Origin of the sequence: Pelolinea submarina (assembly GCF_003966975.1) — a bacterium.
Lineage (GTDB): Bacteria > Chloroflexota > Anaerolineae > Anaerolineales > Anaerolineaceae > Pelolinea > Pelolinea submarina.
The window spans coordinates 1,037,970-1,055,743 of sequence record NZ_AP018437.1; the positions used below are offsets into that span (position 1 = coordinate 1,037,970).

Consider the following 17,774-nt stretch of genomic DNA (forward strand, 5'->3'; position numbering starts at 1 on the left):
GTATTCATGTTTGGAGGTTTTTCCTTTGAAGTCTTTCCGCTTTGTATATCAATATTTGCGTAAATACAGCGCTCCGCTGGTTGTGACAATCGTCAGTATGCTGCTGCTGGTGGGGGTTCAGTTGATCGGCCCCTGGCTGGTCAAGCAAATGGTGGCGATTGTCTCCTCGCCCGGTTTGGCGCAAAGCGATATGCTACAGATCACCCACCTGGCCCTTTTGGCGCTGGGCGTTTACCTGCTGCGCATCCTATTCCAGTACCTGCGCAGCTACATGGCGCATATTGCCGGTTGGGGCGTGGTTGCGGACGTGCGGCTGAAGTTATACGAGCACGTGCAGCGCCTTTCACTGCGATTTTACGAGAACACCCAGACCGGCGACTTAATGTCGCAGATGGTCAATGATACCGATCTGCTGGAGAACCTGATCGCGCATGCTATTCCAGACCTGACCGCCAACGTGCTGACGCTGGTGGGTGTGCTGGCCATCCTGTTCAGCATCAACGCGCCGCTGGCGCTGTTGAGCATGATCCCGGTGCCGTTGATTATCCTGACCATGCAGGGTTTTAACAAGTTCGTCAATCCGGCTTTCCGCGAACGGCAGCGCAAATTGGGCGAGCTGAACGCAGTCCTGAACGATAACCTGTCGGGCGTGCGCGAGATCCAAGCTTTCTCACGCGAGGACCTGGAAGTGGTGCGCATGAACGACCACGTCGACCAGTACCGCACTGCGCAGATGCATGCGCTGCGCCTGATGGCGACCTTTCACCCCTTGATTGAATTTGCTTCCTCGCTGGGCACCATCGTGCTGATCTATTTCGGCGGCAAGTTCGTGCTGGGCCAAACCCTGGCGGTGGACGGTTTGGTGGCTTTTTTCCTGTATCTGGAACAGCTCTACCAGCCCATTCGCGAAATGAGCAAAGTCTGGGAAAACGTACAGCAGGCCCTGGCCGGAGCGCAGCGCGTCAACCAACTGTTCAACGAAGCCCCCAATATTGTGGAAAAACCGGACGCGATCGACTTGCCGCTGGAAGGCGCCAAGGAAATTCAATTGCGTAATGTCAGCTTCCAGTACGACGCCGGCATTCCGGTGTTGGATAATATCAACCTGACCATCCCGGCCGGTAAAGTGGTGGCGCTGGTTGGACCGACCGGCGTGGGCAAGACCACCCTGGCCAACCTGATCCCGCGTTTCTACGACGTCAGCGCTGGTTCGCTTTCCATCGACGGCCGTGACGTACGCGACTTGAGCCTGAAGAGCATCCGCCAGCAGATCAGTATCGTGCTGCAGAACGTGTTCCTGTTCCACGGCACGGTGCGTGAGAATATTCTGTTCGGGCGCCAGAACGCCAGCCAGGAAGAGATGATCCAGGCCGCCAGGGTTGCCAACGCGCACGATTTCATCTGCGAATTGCCGGATGGCTACGATACGATGATTGGCGAGCGCGGTGTGAAACTGTCCGGCGGGCAGCGCCAACGTATCGCCATCGCGCGCACGGTCTTGAAGGACGCGCCCATCCTGATCCTGGACGAAGCCACTTCTTCAGTGGATACCGAAACCGAGCTGCTCATTCAACAGGCGCTGGATCAGTTGATGGAAGGGCGTACAGTCATCATCATCGCGCACCGCCTATCCACCATCCACAACGCCGATCTGATCGTGGTGCTGGAAGGCAGTCACGTTGTGGAGCAGGGCACACACCGGGAGTTGATGAAAGCCAATGGCCTGTATAAGCGCCTGGTCGATGTACAGTTCAACACGGATATCGTCGCCAACGTTTAATAATTTGTCCTTGACACCTTCTGAAACACGCACTAAAATGCATATAACCGCATAAAAATGCATAAAAGAAGGAACCATGGCTGTAATCGATTTACCTCAGGAAAGACGTGAAATGATGCTGCGCGAGCTGCGCCGTAAGGGCAAGCTGGTAGCGGCTGAATTGAGCGCAGAGTACGGCGTATCGGAAGATACCATCCGGCGCGACCTGGGTGAGCTGGCGAGCGCCGGTTTGCTCAAGCGTGTGCACGGTGGGGCACTGCCCCTGACCCCCAGCAACATGCCGTATTACGAACGTGACAAATGTAAACAGGCGGTCAAAAACGAATTGGCTATAGCAGCCAGCCAATTGGTTAAAGACGATCAATTGATTCTGATTGGCGGGGGCACCACTACAGCGGAAATTGCCCGCAACCTGCCCATCAACCTGCGCGCTACGGTGGTGACCACCAGCCCGCTGATAGCGCTTTACCTGGCCGAATATGCGCACATAGAGATTATCATGGTAGGCGGCCGCATCAACAAACGCGAGCTGGTCACCAGCGATGCGGAGGCCACGGCCAAGATCCGCTGTTTTCAGGCAGACCTGTGCTTCCTGGGTGTGTGCGGCGTGCATCCCGAAGTGGGTATCACCAGCACGCTGTACGAGGAAGTAGACCTGGTGCGCGCGCTGATCGAACAATCCGGTGAGGTAGTCGCCACCGTGACGGCGGATAAACTGGGCGCAATCGCGCCATACGTGGTGGCCTCGGCGGATAATATCACACACATCATCACCGAAAAACAAGTACCGCAGGAAAACCTGGCACCTTACCGCGCGCTTGGCATTGAAGTGATCCAGGCTTAAGCGCGCTGAATTTAATTAATCAAAATCTGAACCAACCAAGAGGAAAACAATATGCAAAAATATTTTTCAGGGGGTAAAGCACAACTGGCCGTTTTGGCGGCTTTCTTCGCGAATGGGGCTATGATGGCGACCTGGGTGGCGCGTATCCCATTTGTTCAATCCCATTTGGGAATGAGCAAGGGAACATTGGGAGTCGTGCTGCTGGGCCTTTCTTTTGGGGTGCTGACTGCGCTTTCGCTTACGGGTGGGTTGATCGCGCGATACGGCAGCCCCAGGGTGACGCTGGCGGGAGCATTGGGCATGGGGTTGATGCTCCCGCTGCTGCTCTTGGCGCCCAGTGCATGGGCGTTGTTTGTGGTGCTATTTGTGTTCAGCGCTTTCATGAGTTCTATGGACGTTGCCATGAACGAACAGGCCGTGTTGGTGGAACATCAAAACGGGCGGGTAATGATGTCCTCTTTTCACGCTTTCTACAGCATCGGCGCGTTGACCGGCTCGTTGATCAGCGCCGGTGTAGCCGACTTGGCCGGTTTTTCGCCTGTGCTGCACGCGGCTTTGGCCGGATTGATCTTCGGCGGCAGCATGCTGCTGTGTTTCCCGCACTTCATCCCGGCCGTACCTGAAAAGGAACGCCAGCCGGTCGCCTTCCGCTTGCCGGAACGGGCGGTGTGGTTGATTGGCTTCATGGCCTTTTGCGCCGCGGTGACCGAGGGCGCCATGGCGGATTGGAGCGGGGTATATCTGATCGACATCTTCCGTACGGACGCCGGTTTCGCGGCTTTAGGCTACGCGGCTTTCTCGTTGACCATGACTGCCGGGCGCTTGCTGGGCGACACCATTTCGAATTGGCGTACACCGGCTTTCATCGTTCGCTTAAGCGGCCTGGCTGCCGCGTTGGGGCTGCTGGTGTTGGTGTTCTCACCCAGCGCGCCGCTCTCCATTGTCGGTTTCGGCATGGTAGGACTGGGACTGTCCAACGTGATCCCGCTGCTGTACCGCGCGGGCGGCAACCTGCCCGGCATTTCGGCGGGCGTGGGCATTGCGGGCGTGGCCAGCATTGGGTACAGCGGATCATTGATTGGCCCGCCGGTCATTGGATTTGTAGCCGAGCATGCTTCCCTGCGTGTTTCCTTTTTATTAGTGGCACTGTTGGTCGGTTCGCTGTTTATCAGCGGCCGGCGTGTCGAGGTCCAAACAGAATCTATATCATCGCAAGAGGATTAACATGAATCAAGAAAAAAAGAGCAAAACCCCTGCCATCGTATTCGACCTGGGCGGCGTGCTGATTGACTGGAATCCGCGCTACCTGTTCCGCAAGTTATTCGATGGAGATGAAGAACGCGTGGAGCGGTTTCTGGCGGAAGTCTGCCCGCAGAGCTGGAATGTGCAAATGGACAGCGGCTATCCTTTCAAGAAGGCGATTGAAGAACGCTGCCTGCTATTCCCGGACCAGGCGCAATACCTGCATGCCTACTGGGAGCGCTGGGATGAGACCATCAGCGGGGACATTCCCGACACGGTGAAAATCCTGGCTGAACTGCGTGAAGCCGGCTATCCTTTATACGTGCTGAGTAATTGGTCGGCCGAGTCCTTCGCGCGCGTACGCGCCAAATTCCCCTTCCTGGACTGGTTCGATGACATGGTTATCTCCGGCCAGATTGGACTGACCAAACCGAATAAAGAGATATTTGATTACCTGCTCGAAAAGGTCGGCCTCCCGGCAGGGGAGTGCCTGTTCATCGACGACCGGAACGAGAATACCGAAGCGGCAGAGCAGTTCGGTTTCCAGACGGTATTGTTTACTTCGCCGGAGGAATTTAAATCCTACCTGATCGACAGGAAAATTCTTTAGCCTATTTTCTCGGTGTCGAGAAATACAGCATAGCGGCCAATCCCAAACCGGAGACTACCAGCAGCAGGATGCCCAGTGTGCGGGTATTCCAAACACTGCGAGCGGATTCCGCCTGCGCGGTGGGGCTGGCGCCCGGCGTGAGAGTAGGTTGGGGAGTGAGCGTGGCCGTGTAGATGGTGGCTGTTGGCTGGGGAGTGGCTTCGGCATTGGAACTCTCGCCTACTGCGGTTGCTGCCGGTGTTTCCCCTTCGCCCGGCACCTGCGCAGTGCTGCCGGCGGGCGCGATGACCAGTTCCTGGTCGGTCCAAATGGTGTTGTCGTCAGCGGCCATACCGTTCAACTCGCGCAATTGCTCGACGGTTATGCCGTAGGCATCCGCGATGGAAATCAGGGATTGGCCGTACAACACGGTATGCACGATCGAACCGTCCGCCTGCGGGGTGGCGACCGTTACACCGTAAATGTAGTTGGACACATCCGCCGTGGGGGCTACGCTGGCATCGCCGGAAGCGGTCGAACCGGAACTGTCCGGTACGGAACCGCCGGAGGATTGACCCTCCACCAGACACAAGTCCAGTACGAACACATACAGACCGTTGCCGGATTTGGACACGCCGCCGCCGATATCGGTGTAGCGGTTGCCCCAGGAGTTCAGCATGACTTCCTGGTGGGTCCAGTCGCTCCATGAGCTGTACACCGCGTCGGAAACGCTGGAAGCCATGGCCCAGTTCTCGTCGCATTTAATTACTGCCCCGCCGCCGTAACCGGTCCAGCCAACGCGCATGGTTTCGTCGCTGCCGCCCGCGCCGATATGGCCGCCCTGGCCGGTCTGAACGATCCAGTCGGCGTGGGTCTGCGCGGCGGACATCACCAGCGAGTTGGTGCCGATAGCGTAATAACCGTTGGCCGCGCGATAGGCGTTGACCGCCGCAACCAGGTCGTAACCGGTGGGCGCGCTGTCATCGGCAGAAACGGGGGAAGTGCCCAGGCTGAGCATCAACGCCAGCCCAAGCAGAAGTAACGCAAATTTCGAAGTTCTCACGTCCCCATTATAACCACAGCTTTGAGGTTTTTATGAAGCCCTTTGTAAGAATAAAATAAGCGCGTTTTGGGCTAAAATGACGGGTTTTGGCCGGTGCTGCGCTGATGAAAAGCAGGAAAAATCAGCCGATTTTGTCTACGCAACTGCTTTTGGTATTATCATAGGGGTGTTCGTCTTTTTACTCTTGCATGCATTTATCTGTAATTTTGAAAGCATTGGATGATAGCTCACATGCCGGAAAACGCACTTTTTTCAATCAACCGAATATCCGAATCCAGCCAATCAGTGGGTGGATTTTTTATTAATATCACTCAGGAGGTTTAACATAATGGACAAAGTCAAAGTGGGAGTGGCCGGCTACGGCACAATCGGCCAGCGTCTGGCGGACGGCGTCGCCCTGCAGGGCGATATGGAACTGGTGGGGGTGGCCGACCTGGCGCCCACGCTTTCCATCCGCGCGCTGAAAGAGCGCGGCATGCCTTACGACCTGTACCTGGTGGAAGGCGCCGAGCGCGCGCAATTCGATGCGCTGGACATCCCGGTAGCGGGCAGCTTCGATGGCTTGATTGGCAAAGTGGATATCATGCTGGATTCATCACCCGGCGGCGTGGGGCTGAAGAACAAAACCCTGTATGAGCAGAAGGGCGTCAAGGCCATCTTTCAGGGCGGTGAAAAGAACGAGGTGGCGGACGTGTTCTTCCACGGTTACGCCAACTACGAAAAAGGTCTGGGCGCCAATTACCTCAAGTTGACCAGCTGCAACACCACCGGCCTGATCCGCACGGTGGACTGCCTGGACCGCGAATGCGGTGGGCTGCGCAAAGTGGCCATCACCATCATCCGGCGCGTGGCCGACCCGGGTGATTATCACCGCGGGCTGACCAATGCGCTTAAGATCGACAAGGCCCCCAGCCACCAGGCCGTGGACCTGATGACCATCATGCCGCACGTGGAAGCCACCGGCATTTTGGTGCATACACCCGTCACGCATGGCCACATCATCACGGTGCTGGCCAGCGGCAAGCACAAGATCAGCAAGGACATGGCTCTGGAAGCTTTCGCCAGGCAGCCGCGCACGCGCATCGTCAGCATCGACGAAGGCTTTTTGGGCAACGCCTCGCTGTTCCGCTACGCGCGCGACCTGGGCAACCCGCGCGGCGACATGTATGAAGTGGCGCTATGGTCCGACAGCATTGTGGAGAGCGGCGACGATATCATGTATGCCATCTCCATTCCGCAGGAAGCGGTCACCATCCCTGAAACCATGGATGGCATCCGCGCGGCCATGCGCATGCAGGCTACGCGCGAAGAGGGCACGCAAGCCACCAATAAATATCTGGGTATCGGCAAGTGGCGCAAGTAATTGCGAACAGACAGGTGATTCAATGAAGTTTGGCATCCAGACTCTGGACGATTACGACCTGCGCGGCAAGACGGTGCTGTGCCGGGTGGATATCAACCAACCGGTGGACAAAACTACAGGCCAATTGAAGGACACCACGCGCATACGTGCCTGCGTGCCGACTGTGCGCGAACTGGCGCAAAGCGGCGCCAAGGTGGTGCTGTTGGCCCACCAGGGCAGCGACATCGAATACAAGAATTACTACACCACCGAGCCGCACGCGCAGGTGCTGCGCGAGCTGAGCGGTTTGAAGATTGGTTTCATTGACGATGTGTGCGGCCCGGCTGCGCGCGCGACCATCCGTGACTTAAAGGAAGGCGAAGTACTGCTGCTGGATAACATGCGTTTCCTGGCGGAAGAGCAAACCCTGTTTGAGATGAAGCTGCAATTGACGCAGGCCCAACAGGCCGAAACCCTGCTGGTGCGCAAGCTGGCCCCGCTGGCGGATTTGTACGTTTGCGACGCTTTTGCCGCTGCGCACCGCGACCAGCCCTCATTGTGCGGCTTCGAACAGGTGCTGCCCTCGGCCATGGGGCGCTTGTTTGAACAGGAGTTCAGCGTCATCTCGGAACTGATGGAAAGCCCGACCAAACCCTGCACCTTCATCCTGGGTGGAGCCAAGATCTCGGATGCTTTCCTGATGATGGAGAGCGTGCTGGAAAAAGGCGTGGCCGACCATGTGTTAACCGGCGGACTGGTGGCTAACATCCTGCTGGCTTCGCAAAATGTGGCCATCGGGTTGGGCTCGATGGATTTTATCCTCGAATCCAATTACGGCGAGTACATTGAGAAAGCTGGCGTGATCTACAGCCGTTTCGCGGACAAAATTGTGCTGCCCGAAGACGTGGCCTTTGAGCAGGACGACCAACGAGAAGAAGCTTTCGTGAATGCCATCCCGGCCGAGGCGGCCGTGGTGGACATCGGTTCACGCGCTTTCCAGACTTATACAGACTTGATCCACGCTTCGCAAACCGTGTTCGTCAACGGACCCATGGGTGTGTTCGAGCAGGCCGCCAGCGAAGCGGGCACGCGCGCGGTGTGGACCGCTCTGGGTGAAACAAAGGCATATACCGTGCTGGGCGGCGGCGACAGCATCACCGCGGCCAAGAAATATGACGTGATGGATAAGATGGGTTACGTTTGCACCGGCGGCGGAGCGCTGATCCGTTTCCTGTCCGGTGAAGAACTGCCGGTGGTGCGCGCGCTGCGCCACGCGGCGCAGACCTTTTGATGGAGTACGCTTAACTGTGGAATTAAGCTTTGGCTACGGGCACGGCACCCAAATGGTGCGGGTGCCGGACGCGAACCTGTTGGATGTGCTGCGGCCCAACCCTGTGCCCTCGACTTTGAGCGAGGCGCAGGAGGTCCGGCACGCCCTGGATAACCCCATCGACAGCCTGCCCCTACGCGAGATCGTGCGGCAGGGTGAAAAAATCGTGGTTGTCAGCAGCGACATCACGCGTCCGGTGCCGACCGCGCGCCTGATGCCTATTATTTTGGATGAACTGTATGCGGCCGGCGCCAAACCCGAAGACATCACCCTGGTGTTCGCGCTGGGCAGCCACCGCGCGCATACTTCAGCAGAATGCGAGAAGCTGGCCGGCGGGCGCGCCTGGGCAGAGATTGAATGCGTGGACAGCGATCCTGAAGATTGTCTGCGTTTGGGCACAACCGCGCGCGGCACACCGGTGGATATTACCCGGCGCGTGGCCGAAGCCGAGCGGCGTATTTGCCTGGGCAACATCGAGTACCATTACTTCGCGGGCTACAGCGGCGGTGTCAAGGCGCTCATGCCGGGCGTATCCTCGCGCGCGGCCATCCAGGCCAATCACGCCTGGATGTTGGACGAAGACGCGCGCGCCGGACGGCTGGACGGCAACCCGCTGCGTGAGGACATCGAAGAGGCTATCGCGCGCTTCTGCCCAATTGACTTTATCCTCAACGTGGTACTGGACGAGAAGAAACAGGTGGTGCACGCTTCGGCCGGTCATCCGGTCGCGGCGCACCGCGCCGGCTGCCGCTTTCTGGATAGTATTTATATGAAAGAAATCGAGCGGCAGGCGGATATCGTGCTGTGCTCGCAGGGCGGGGCGCCCAAAGATCTCAACTTGTACCAGACCCAGAAGGCGCTGGACAACGCCAAGCACGCTGTCAAACCCGGTGGCGTGATCGTGCTGATGGGCGAGTGCCCGGAGGGCATGGGCGGAGGGGTCTTCGAAGAATGGATGACGCATGGACCGACACCCCAGGCCATGATTGACCGCATCCGGCGCGAATTCGTGCTGGGTGGGCACAAGGCCGCCGCCATCGCCATGGTGTTGCAGCAAGCCGATATCTTCCTGGTGTCGGAGATGGCGCCGGAGTTCGTGCGGGGCATTTTCCTGCAGCCCTTCTCCAGCGCGCAGGAGGCTTTCGATGCCGCGCTGGAGAAAATGGGGCGGGGAGCCAGCGTGCTGGCTATGCCTTATGGCGGGTCAACCCTGCCGGTATTAAAGAATAACTAAAAAACGAGTAACCCGAAAGGAAAGCAAATGGATTACGCCAAGGAATCATTGAGACTGCATTATGAATGGAAGGGCAAGCTGGAAGTGGTTTCCACCGTACCGGTAGCCACGCGCGACGACCTAAGCCTGGCTTACACACCCGGGGTGGCGCAGCCCTGCCTGGAGATCCAAAAGGACCTGACCAAAAGCTACGAGCTGACCCGCCGCTGGAACATGGCTCTGGTGGTAACAGACGGCACGGCTGTGCTGGGACTGGGCGATATCGGGCCGGAAGCCGGCATGCCGGTTATGGAAGGCAAGTGCGTGCTGTTCAAGGCCCTGGGCGGTGTGGACGCGTTCCCGCTGTGCATTAAAAGCAAGGATGTGGACGACATTGTCAATACCATCTATTTGATTTCAGGCAGCTTCGGCGGCGTCAACCTGGAAGATATTGCCTCACCGCGCTGCTTTGAAATTGAACGCAAACTCAAGGAAAAATGCGACATTCCCATCTTCCACGACGACCAGCACGGCACGGCTGTGGTGACGCTGGCCGGGTTGACCAACGCGCTCAAGCTGGTAGGCAAGCGCAAACAGGACGTGCGCGTGGTGGTGAACGGCGCGGGCGCGGCCGGCATTTCTGTTACCAAGCTGCTGTTGAGCGACGGTATCAAAGACATCACCCTGTGCGACCGCACCGGCGCGATTTACGCCGGACGCGAAAAGGGCATGAACGCCATCAAGGATGAAATGGCTGCCATCACCAATCCGGGCAGGATCAGCGGCAGTTTGGCCGACGCGGTGCGCGGGGCGGACGTGTTCATCGGCGTGTCCGCGCCCGGCGTGCTGACCACCGAAATGGTAAAAACCATGGCGGCGGACGCGGTCATCTTTGCCTGCGCCAACCCGACTCCGGAAATCTTTCCCGCGGATGCCAAAGCCGGCGGCGCGGCTGTGATCGCCACCGGGCGCAGCGATTTCCCCAACCAGGTGAATAATGCCCTGGCCTTCCCGGGCATCTTCCGCGGGACCTTCGACGTGCGCGCTTCCGACATCAACGATGCCATGAAGATCGCCGCGGCGTACGCTCTGGCGGGCGTGGTGGAGCCGGATAAATTGAGCGCGGATTGCATCATTCCTTCGGCGCTTGACCCGCGCGTGGTGCAGGCAGTTGCTAAAGCCGTGGCGCAGGCCGCGCGCGATAGCGGCGTGGCGCGAATTTAATAATTGATTTTATATAAAAGAGAAAAGGGATGCATAAATACTTCGCGCATCCCTTTTTTTTACTAACAAAAGTGATAATGTGAAGACAGGTTCAGGATAAGTATCCGGCAAACTCGATATACAATTAATCAAACATTTGATACTTTAATCAGGAGAGCGCCATAGACATTCTTAATGATCCCGCCCGAAAAAAGAGTTACATTATTCAGTATTCCATGGAAAAAGATCTGCCGCGTGAATTACTGGATGCCTTGGAATTGCGCCAATATCACAAAGGGGAATATTTTTTCTTTCAGAGAGAAAACCTGAAGCAGCTGTATTTCCTGGTGGAGGGCAAACTTCAGGTGGATTATCTGCAGCCCAATGGACGCCAGGCAGTCTATTCGTTTGAGACGCCTTTTTCCATCATCGGTGACATGGAATTTATAGGGGATCGGGTGGTTACCGGTAATGTGCGCGCGTTGGAGGACAGCGTTGTTTTGGCGGCTGACCTAAAGCTCGTTAATAAATACGGCTTGAATTCCGTACCCTTCCTGCAGTTCATCATCCGCTACCTGACTAAAAAACTGTATTTCGCCAGTATGCTGCTGGCCCAATACGCGCTTTCGGCTGAAAGCCGTCTGGCGCATTACTTGCTGGAACGCAGTAATTCAGAAGGCCAAACCATCCGGCTGGAAAGGCGCGATTCTTTGGCAGCCATGTTGGGCGTGTCCGTGCGCCACCTGAACCGCTCGTTGAAGAATTTGGCCGAACAAAACGCCATCCGGCTGCACAACCGCACGTTGGTGATTGTCGATCCCCAAATTTTGCTGGATGTGGTGGTGAAAAGGACATAGGTCCTTTCGCTACGGCGCATCCCGGTATATGCTTATAAAAAAATATAGTTATAGGAATAGACAATGAGACATTTCTTGATCGATACCGACACCGCCTCCGATGATGCGGTTGCCATGCTGATGGCTTTGCGCGAACCATCCGTCAGGGTTGAGGCTGTCACTGTGGTGGCGGGAAACTGCCCGCTGAACGTATGCGTGCGCAATGCGTTGATAACGATTGAAAAAGCCAATACCTACACGCCGCCGGTATATGCCGGGCGCCACGGGCCGATGCTGCGCCCGCTGGTCACGGCAGAGTTCGTGCACGGCCAGGACGGCATGGGAGATATGGATTTGCCCGAGCCGGCCCTGAAGGCGGCGAATGGGCACGCGGTCAACGCCATTATTGAGACCGCGCGGCGCTTCCCCGGCGAACTGGAAGTGGTCACGCTCGGCCCGCTTACCAACCTGGCGCTGGCCCTGCTGATGGAGCCGCAATTGGAAGATTGGATCAAGCGTGTGTACGTCATGGGCGGCGGGGGATTGGGACCCGGCAATATGAGCCCGGTGGCGGAATTCAATTTCATGGTAGACGCCGAAGCCGTGCATGTGCTGTTGTCCTCCAAAGTGCCCAAGAGCATTGTGGGTTGGGATGTGTGCCAGGCGGATGATGCCTACATTCACCCGCAGGATATCGAACGGTTGAAAGCATCCAGCGAACTGGGACGCTTCGTTGTGCGCTGCAACGAGACGCTGATCCAGTTCAATCATCAGCTGGGGCTTGAAGGTTTTGACCTGCCCGACCCTACTACAGTGGCGGCTGCCCTGTACCCCGAAATGATCACGCGCCAATTTGAATCATATACTTACGTGGATCACCAGAGCGACAAGGGCTACGGTCAGTTCGTGGTGGATTTCCAACGCCTGACCACCGAAAAAGAAAACGCTACTATTGTGGCGTCGCTGGATGGGCAGATGTTCAAGGATAAGCTAATCGAATTGCTGGCCGACCAGTAAACAATTTTCTATTAAACAAAAAAAAGTAGGCTGAGCACCTGCCCAGAGCGGAGCGTGGGTGTCGAAGCCATCGGTTTTCGTGTGTGATTGATAGGCGAAACTGCTCACTGAGCGTGTCGAAGTGGCAGTTTCGCCTTTTTGTATGTACTAATACGTCGGGTTGCGTACCTCTTGAATGGTCGAGCGGATGATGTCTACCAGGCTGCCCACAATGCTCAGGCCAATCAGAATGGACAGGACCGTATTGGCAACCCCGTCTGCCTGCGGACCGGGGTTCAAGCCGGGGATTTGGCGGAAGAATTCCAGCGTGACCAGCGGCATGGCGTTCAGCAGGAACACGCTCAGCACCATGTTGGCGCCTTTATCGATGATGGCCCACCAGTTGGTCAGGGCAGTGTAGCGTCCCTGGGCCAGCAGGGTAGCGGCGCGGCCGATCTCCAAGCCGTTCAACACCAGAATGACCGGAATGAATTGCAGGAAATTATCGGTGAAAATGCGTCCCATCCCGCCAAACTCGTTGGGATTGATGAAGTAAGGCAGCGCGCCGTTGGTGAAGCGCAGGTAGGTGAAAAAAGCCATACCCAAAATGGTAACGATGATCTCGACGATGGCTCCGGCCGGGTGGAAGACATGCTCTTTTTCCGGCAGGTCCGGCAGATCGCTGAGTTTGAATTCATCCATTTCTTTGATCTCATCCAGCTCATGGTTTTCAATACCGCGTTCGATACAACCGAAGACGATGGTGACCGAGCCAGCCGCGGCCAGCACGCCGCTGAAGACAGAACCTAGAAATTCCAGAAAGCCCAACGCCGGGGCCATTTCCTGCTGGATGCCGATGGAGATGAAGTACGACAGCGCCAGGCTGCCGGCTACCACGGCGACCAGAATGCGCAGCACCAGCCAGTAAACCGGGAACAGGCGCGGGCCGATCAAGTAGCGCTGCGGTCCGTACAGCCGGGCGACCTTGCGCGGCGCGCCCATTTCTTTCAGAACAGCTTCCAATTCCTCGGTGCCGATTTCCTCCGTGCTGCTGTAGCGTTCCTCCAATAGGTCGCCGATATAGGATTCAATCTCGGCAGCAATATCGTCACTGTCCTTACCGCCTAATTCACGTTTGACGCCCAATAAGTAGCGCATAAGCAGCTCCTGGGCAGAATTATTCATTTTCATTTAACAACCTCCTCATTACTTCTTCCTGCTGGCGCCATTCCGCGCTCAACAGTGCCAGCATCTCACGGCCGGCATCGTTCAAAATATAATAACGCCGCGGACGCGGATCTTCCACGCGCCACTGGCTGTCCAACAGGCCCTGACCTTCCAGCCGCCTGAGCAGGGGATAGAGCGTGTCCTGCCCGATCTCGAAGCCCTTATCGTTCAGACTGCTGATCAGCGAGTAGCCGTACTGCTCCCGGTCCAGTTGGCTCAAGACCGCCAGGACGACGGTCCCGCGCCTGAGTTCCTGGCGCAGCTTTTCAAAATCTTCGTTTTGTTTAGCGTTCATAGTGGGTATTATACTGTATATCACACAGTAATGTCAATAGGCAGTAATGGGGATTTTACAGTGTTAATATGACAAATGATACCAAAAAATGAAAATATGTGCTAGACATTTGTAAAAATCTTTCTATAATAGCTGTATATTCTAGTAAAGCGAGGGTTTCTCAGGATGGGAAAAATCTCCTTAATTCGTATCGACGACCGCCTGATTCATGGGCAGGTTACCACAGCCTGGCTGCGCGTGTATAACGCCAATACCATTATCATCGCGAATGAACGCGTGGCCACCAGCCCGGTCTATAAAAGCATTTTCTCTGTTGCTACAGTTCCCGGAAAAGAAATATTACTGATGCCGCCTGCCGAGGCGGCAGATTTTATTATGAAATCCGGTCCGGAGGATTCATTCTTCATTATCACGCCGACACCGTTGGACGTGGTTGTGTTGATGGACCAGGGTTTGGATGTCAAGAAAATAAACGTGGGCGGACTTCAAGGAAGGCCCAACACGAAGAAATTAGCAAAAGTGGTGTATGCCACATCGGAAGAAGAACAAGCATTTAAAGAGTTGAAATCCCGCGGGGTAGAAATGGAGGTGCAGATGGTTCCAACCGATCGAGTGACATCCCTGACTATTTAATCATATAGAAATTAGGAGACGATAAAAATATGTGGAAAGAAGCTTTTTATGTTGCTTTGGTGGCGGGTGGTTGGACGTTATTCCTTAAGACCATTCCGGAAGTTATTGTCATTCTTACAAAGAAGGAGAGCAAATTTGCGGCCTGGTGGATCACCATCATGCGCGGCATTGCTGACTCCGCCACTTATGCATATATCATCCCGGCGGCGATAACCGGTTTGGTCCTGGGCGACCTAAAAACCGGTTTGTATGTGGGCGGCACAATCCAATTGATGTTCCTGGGTGTGTTCATTGTAGGCGCATCCATTCCACCCAGCCCATTCCTGGCTTCCATCCTGACCACAGCTTTGATCATCCTGACCAAAGCGAACATCGGTGAAGCTCTGGCGCTGGTCGTTCCCCTGTCAATCGCCAGTCAATTGCTGACGCTGGCTTTCATGAGCCTGAACGTGTTTTTCGTGCACTGGGCTGACAAGATGGCGGAAAAAGAAAATAGTGTCGGATTGGATTTGCTTAATTCACTGGACGCGACCGGATGGCATCTGGTTAATGTCATTCCGGCTTTCCTGGGTGTTGGTTTGGGCGTTGACGCGGCAGCCAAACTGCTGTCGATCATCCCCGATTGGCTTTCAAACGGTTTGGGCGCGACCGGTGGTATTTTACCGGCGCTTGGCTTTGGCATGCTGTTGTTGATCATTGCTTCCAACGAAGTATGGCCATTTTTCTTCATCGGTTTCCTGCTGGCAGCCTATTTGAATATCAATGCATTAGCGGGCGCTATTCTCGGCATCTGCTTCGCGTTGATTTATGTCCGGCTCAAAACAGCGAATTCCGAGAAGGCTGTGAAATAAAGGAGTATGAAAATGGCTGAAAATCAAAAGAAAGTCGACGAACTTGCGTTATACGGAGCCTTCTGGCGGATTAACAACTTTGCCGGAAACTATAACTTTGAACGCCTGATGGCATTGGGCATGACCCAGGTAATGATCCCGGTCTTTCGCTCTTTAGGTTACACCGGCGAGAAATTGCGGAATGGTTACAAACGTCATTTGGTGTTCTATAACACGCATCCCTACTTCAGCGCGCTGATTATGGGCGTCATGGTGGCCATGGAAGAAGCCAAGGCCAGTGATGATTCCATTACTACCGAAGCGATCAATGACCTGAAAGTTGCCATGATGGGACCCTTCGCGGGCGTTGGCGACTCCTTCTTCTGGGGTACGGTGCATCCCATTATCCTGGCGATTGCCGCCAACCTGGCGGTCAATGGCAACTTCATGGGTGTGGTCGTGGCGTTGTTGATCGGCGTGATTGCTGTCTTGGGTACCTATTACCCCTTCTTCTGGGGTTATCGGGGCGGCATCGGTATTGTCGAGCAAATTCGCACCAGCCACCTGCTGGAAAAATTCGTGCTGGGCGCGAAAATCGTGGCTATGACAGTTGCCGGCGTGATGGTAGCTTCCCTGATCAGCATTTCTACCCCGGTTGTGTTATTCCAGACCGAAGCGGAAGGCAGCGGTGTAGCTTTGCAGGGAATCCTGGATTCCATCCTGCCCAAAGCGTTGCCATTGGGATTACTCTTCCTGGTTTATTTCTTACTGAAGAAAAAGATGTCCCCCATCCTGGTCATGCTTCTGTTGATGGTACTGACGGTTGTCCTGAAAGTGTTGGGTTGGATCTAGTTCAATTAATTTGCTAAAACAAAAAAGTAATCGCCGGATCTTTCACACCGGCGATTACTAAAAGGAGTAAAGATTGAAAGCAGCAGTATTTAGCGCCCCTAATACAATTACCTACGATAACGATTATCCCGAACCGCATTCAGCGGAAGGATTGTTATTGCACATCCATGCCAGCGGTATTTGTGGAACGGATATTAAAGCGTTGAGCGGAACACGCCCCGGTATGCAGCCACCCATGGTACTCGGACACGAGCTGGCTGGTGAAGTGCTGGAATCGGCGCTGCCTGATTTCAAGACAGGTGATCGCATTTCTGTGGCGCCCTATGCCGGATGCGGGACCTGCCGGTTCTGCTTATCCGGACGCGAGGACCAATGTCGAAATAAGACCTTCCTTTCCGGGGGAGCCTTTGCAGAGAAAGTAGCAGTTCCGGCTTTATTAGCCGCGAAAACCGCCTGGAAGATTCCCGCGGATGTCAGCTATGAAGAAGCGGCATTGGCGGAGCCATTGGCCTGTGTGGTCTTTTCATTAAAGACTTGCCGCTGGGAACCCGGTTGGAGCATCCTGGTGGTGGGAGGCGGATTTATGGGGCTGCTGCATGTGCTGCTGGCTTCCGCCTGGGGAGCGGCCAAGGTGTTGGTGACGGAACCCAACCCTGCACGGCGGGCCCTGGCCGAGCAGTTGGGAGCTGTGACGCATGATCCGGCGGTTGATGGTGATCTGGCACAGTGGGCTGCGGCGCAGACCGGTGGCCTGGGACCTCACGTGGTTATCACCGCGGTGGGCGTCCCGGAAGTGGTGGAATCGGTCATTTCCACTGCCCGGCCAGGTGGAGTGGTGCATTTGTTCGGCGGATTGCCCAAAGACAGGGATCTTTTGGTCTCCGCATATGCAATACACTATCAATCGATTTCACTGGTAGGCACTTCCGGATTCCGAACAGCGGATTACCGGCTGGCCGCCGATATGATCGCGCATCAAAAAGTAAATCTGACCCCTTTGATTACAACCCGCCTGCCTTTGGACAAAGCTAAAGAAGGATTTGATCAAGCGAAATCGGGTCAGGCGGTCAAAGTACTCCTGTTTCAGGATTGAGGAATCACACATGCAAATACCGGTTTTGATTATTGGACATGGCGATTTACCGACAGCATTGATCAACAGCGCACAAATGCTGATGGGGGAGCGCGAGGGTGTTTATCCCTTGTGCCTGTATGAAGGCGATGGGTTGGAGAATTTTATTGGTAAGGTCTTCGAACTGGTGGCTTCATTCGATCCGGAAGCACCTTTGCTGGTTTTTGTCGACCTGCAAGGTGGTACTCCCTGGAACGCGGTGTTGGGGGTGAATGACAAGCGTGTGCGGCTTGTCACGGGAGTCAATCTGCCGATGTTGATGGAAGTGCTGTGCTTGCGCGATCAGTGCGATGACATTGACCAGTTGGTTGAATGTGCCCTGAAGACCGCGCGTTTGAGCGTGATTGAAAAGCGATTTCCGCTTTAA

Annotated in this window: 18 protein-coding genes; 15 read left to right on the top strand and 3 right to left on the bottom strand. The window is 55.6% G+C overall.

The window, feature by feature from the left end; all coding sequences use genetic code 11:
- Nucleotides 1-25 precede the first annotated feature (25 nt).
- The 4 genes from Pelsub_RS04595 to Pelsub_RS04610 all read left to right on the top strand — a co-directional run bounded on the left by Pelsub_RS04595 (nucleotide 26) and on the right by Pelsub_RS04610 (nucleotide 4,476).
- On the top strand, nucleotides 26-1,780 hold the full coding sequence (locus tag Pelsub_RS04595; RefSeq protein WP_116224899.1) for an ABC transporter ATP-binding protein: 1,755 nt from the start codon (nucleotides 26-28) through the stop codon (nucleotides 1,778-1,780).
- 76 nt (nucleotides 1,781-1,856) lie between these two features.
- Nucleotides 1,857-2,624: a DeoR/GlpR family DNA-binding transcription regulator gene (locus Pelsub_RS04600; protein WP_116224898.1), complete on the top strand. Its 768-nt coding sequence runs from the start codon at nucleotides 1,857-1,859 to the stop codon at nucleotides 2,622-2,624.
- 51 nt (nucleotides 2,625-2,675) lie between these two features.
- Nucleotides 2,676-3,848: an MFS transporter gene (locus Pelsub_RS04605; RefSeq protein WP_116224897.1), complete on the top strand. Its 1,173-nt coding sequence runs from the start codon at nucleotides 2,676-2,678 to the stop codon at nucleotides 3,846-3,848.
- A gap of 1 nt (nucleotide 3,849) precedes the next feature.
- Nucleotides 3,850-4,476 carry an HAD family hydrolase gene (locus Pelsub_RS04610; protein ID WP_116224896.1) on the top strand — a complete coding sequence of 209 codons (627 nt, stop codon included), beginning with the start codon at nucleotides 3,850-3,852 and terminating at the stop codon, nucleotides 4,474-4,476.
- A gap of 1 nt (nucleotide 4,477) precedes the next feature.
- On the opposite strand, the gene Pelsub_RS04615 is transcribed toward Pelsub_RS04610, so the two are convergent.
- On the bottom strand, nucleotides 4,478-5,518 hold the full coding sequence (locus Pelsub_RS04615; RefSeq protein WP_126440395.1) for a LysM peptidoglycan-binding domain-containing protein: 1,041 nt from the start codon (nucleotides 5,516-5,518) through the stop codon (nucleotides 4,478-4,480).
- Nucleotides 5,519-5,846: 328 nt separating this feature from the next.
- On the opposite strand from Pelsub_RS04615, the gene Pelsub_RS04620 reads away from it, so the two are divergent.
- The 6 genes from Pelsub_RS04620 (at nucleotide 5,847) to Pelsub_RS04645 (ending at nucleotide 12,459) form a co-directional block, all read left to right on the top strand.
- Nucleotides 5,847-6,881: a type II glyceraldehyde-3-phosphate dehydrogenase gene (locus Pelsub_RS04620; protein WP_116224894.1), complete on the top strand. Its 1,035-nt coding sequence runs from the start codon at nucleotides 5,847-5,849 to the stop codon at nucleotides 6,879-6,881.
- A gap of 22 nt (nucleotides 6,882-6,903) precedes the next feature.
- Complete coding sequence (locus Pelsub_RS04625) at nucleotides 6,904-8,151, top strand: phosphoglycerate kinase (RefSeq protein WP_116224893.1); 1,248 nt, start codon at nucleotides 6,904-6,906, stop codon at nucleotides 8,149-8,151.
- Nucleotides 8,152-8,167: 16 nt separating this feature from the next.
- On the top strand, nucleotides 8,168-9,424 hold the full coding sequence (locus Pelsub_RS04630; RefSeq protein WP_116224892.1) for a nickel-dependent lactate racemase family protein: 1,257 nt from the start codon (nucleotides 8,168-8,170) through the stop codon (nucleotides 9,422-9,424).
- 27 nt (nucleotides 9,425-9,451) lie between these two features.
- Nucleotides 9,452-10,627 (top strand): NAD(P)-dependent malic enzyme, encoded by a 1,176-nt coding sequence (locus Pelsub_RS04635; protein ID WP_116224891.1) that lies wholly within the window; start codon nucleotides 9,452-9,454, stop codon nucleotides 10,625-10,627.
- Between the two features lie 215 nt (nucleotides 10,628-10,842).
- Nucleotides 10,843-11,463, top strand: a complete 621-nt coding sequence (locus Pelsub_RS04640; RefSeq protein ID WP_116224890.1) for a Crp/Fnr family transcriptional regulator — start codon at nucleotides 10,843-10,845, stop codon at nucleotides 11,461-11,463.
- A 63-nt stretch (nucleotides 11,464-11,526) separates the two neighbouring features.
- A complete protein-coding gene (locus tag Pelsub_RS04645) occupies nucleotides 11,527-12,459 on the top strand; it encodes a nucleoside hydrolase (RefSeq protein WP_116224889.1) in 933 nt (310 codons plus the stop codon).
- 147 nt (nucleotides 12,460-12,606) lie between these two features.
- Here the strand turns inward: Pelsub_RS04645 and Pelsub_RS04650 are convergent, their stop codons facing one another.
- Nucleotides 12,607-13,629: an HAAS signaling domain-containing protein gene (locus tag Pelsub_RS04650; protein ID WP_116224888.1), complete on the bottom strand. Its 1,023-nt coding sequence runs from the start codon at nucleotides 13,627-13,629 to the stop codon at nucleotides 12,607-12,609.
- Complete coding sequence (locus Pelsub_RS04655; RefSeq protein ID WP_116224887.1) at nucleotides 13,616-13,960, bottom strand: PadR family transcriptional regulator; 345 nt, start codon at nucleotides 13,958-13,960, stop codon at nucleotides 13,616-13,618. Before Pelsub_RS04655 ends, Pelsub_RS04650 begins: the two co-directional genes overlap by 14 nt.
- A 165-nt stretch (nucleotides 13,961-14,125) precedes the next feature.
- Here Pelsub_RS04655 and Pelsub_RS04660 point away from each other — a divergent pair, with 165 nt between their 5' ends.
- The 5 genes from Pelsub_RS04660 (at nucleotide 14,126) to Pelsub_RS04680 (ending at nucleotide 17,774) form a co-directional block, all read left to right on the top strand.
- Nucleotides 14,126-14,593 (top strand): PTS system mannose/fructose/N-acetylgalactosamine-transporter subunit IIB, encoded by a 468-nt coding sequence (locus Pelsub_RS04660; RefSeq protein WP_116224886.1) that lies wholly within the window; start codon nucleotides 14,126-14,128, stop codon nucleotides 14,591-14,593.
- 29 nt (nucleotides 14,594-14,622) lie between these two features.
- Complete coding sequence (locus tag Pelsub_RS04665; protein WP_116224885.1) at nucleotides 14,623-15,444, top strand: PTS mannose/fructose/sorbose/N-acetylgalactosamine transporter subunit IIC; 822 nt, start codon at nucleotides 14,623-14,625, stop codon at nucleotides 15,442-15,444.
- Nucleotides 15,445-15,456: 12 nt separating this feature from the next.
- Entirely contained in the window at nucleotides 15,457-16,275 is an 819-nt protein-coding gene (locus tag Pelsub_RS04670; RefSeq protein ID WP_158674982.1) for a PTS system mannose/fructose/sorbose family transporter subunit IID, read from the top strand.
- Nucleotides 16,276-16,348: 73 nt separating this feature from the next.
- Complete coding sequence (locus Pelsub_RS04675; protein WP_116224883.1) at nucleotides 16,349-17,368, top strand: alcohol dehydrogenase catalytic domain-containing protein; 1,020 nt, start codon at nucleotides 16,349-16,351, stop codon at nucleotides 17,366-17,368.
- Nucleotides 17,369-17,378: 10 nt separating this feature from the next.
- Entirely contained in the window at nucleotides 17,379-17,774 is a 396-nt protein-coding gene (locus Pelsub_RS04680; RefSeq protein ID WP_116224882.1) for a PTS sugar transporter subunit IIA, read from the top strand.

Excerpts from the sequence above, each read along its gene's own strand:
- Pelsub_RS04600 (WP_116224898.1), top strand. The coding sequence starts at position 1,857 with ATGGCTGTAATCGATTTACCTCAGGAAAGACGTGAAATGATGCTGCGC.
- Pelsub_RS04605 (WP_116224897.1), top strand. The coding sequence starts at position 2,676 with ATGCAAAAATATTTTTCAGGGGGTAAAGCACAACTGGCCGTTTTGGCG.
- Pelsub_RS04610 (WP_116224896.1), top strand. The coding sequence starts at position 3,850 with ATGAATCAAGAAAAAAAGAGCAAAACCCCTGCCATCGTATTCGACCTG.
- Pelsub_RS04620 (WP_116224894.1), top strand. The coding sequence starts at position 5,847 with ATGGACAAAGTCAAAGTGGGAGTGGCCGGCTACGGCACAATCGGCCAG.
- Pelsub_RS04625 (WP_116224893.1), top strand. The coding sequence starts at position 6,904 with ATGAAGTTTGGCATCCAGACTCTGGACGATTACGACCTGCGCGGCAAG.
- Pelsub_RS04635 (WP_116224891.1), top strand. The coding sequence starts at position 9,452 with ATGGATTACGCCAAGGAATCATTGAGACTGCATTATGAATGGAAGGGC.
- Pelsub_RS04640 (WP_116224890.1), top strand. The coding sequence starts at position 10,843 with ATGGAAAAAGATCTGCCGCGTGAATTACTGGATGCCTTGGAATTGCGC.
- Pelsub_RS04645 (WP_116224889.1), top strand. The coding sequence starts at position 11,527 with ATGAGACATTTCTTGATCGATACCGACACCGCCTCCGATGATGCGGTT.
- Pelsub_RS04650 (WP_116224888.1), bottom strand. The coding sequence starts at position 13,629 with ATGAAAATGAATAATTCTGCCCAGGAGCTGCTTATGCGCTACTTATTG.
- Pelsub_RS04655 (WP_116224887.1), bottom strand. The coding sequence starts at position 13,960 with ATGAACGCTAAACAAAACGAAGATTTTGAAAAGCTGCGCCAGGAACTC.
- Pelsub_RS04660 (WP_116224886.1), top strand. The coding sequence starts at position 14,126 with ATGGGAAAAATCTCCTTAATTCGTATCGACGACCGCCTGATTCATGGG.
- Pelsub_RS04665 (WP_116224885.1), top strand. The coding sequence starts at position 14,623 with ATGTGGAAAGAAGCTTTTTATGTTGCTTTGGTGGCGGGTGGTTGGACG.
- Pelsub_RS04670 (WP_158674982.1), top strand. The coding sequence starts at position 15,457 with ATGGCTGAAAATCAAAAGAAAGTCGACGAACTTGCGTTATACGGAGCC.
- Pelsub_RS04680 (WP_116224882.1), top strand. The coding sequence starts at position 17,379 with ATGCAAATACCGGTTTTGATTATTGGACATGGCGATTTACCGACAGCA.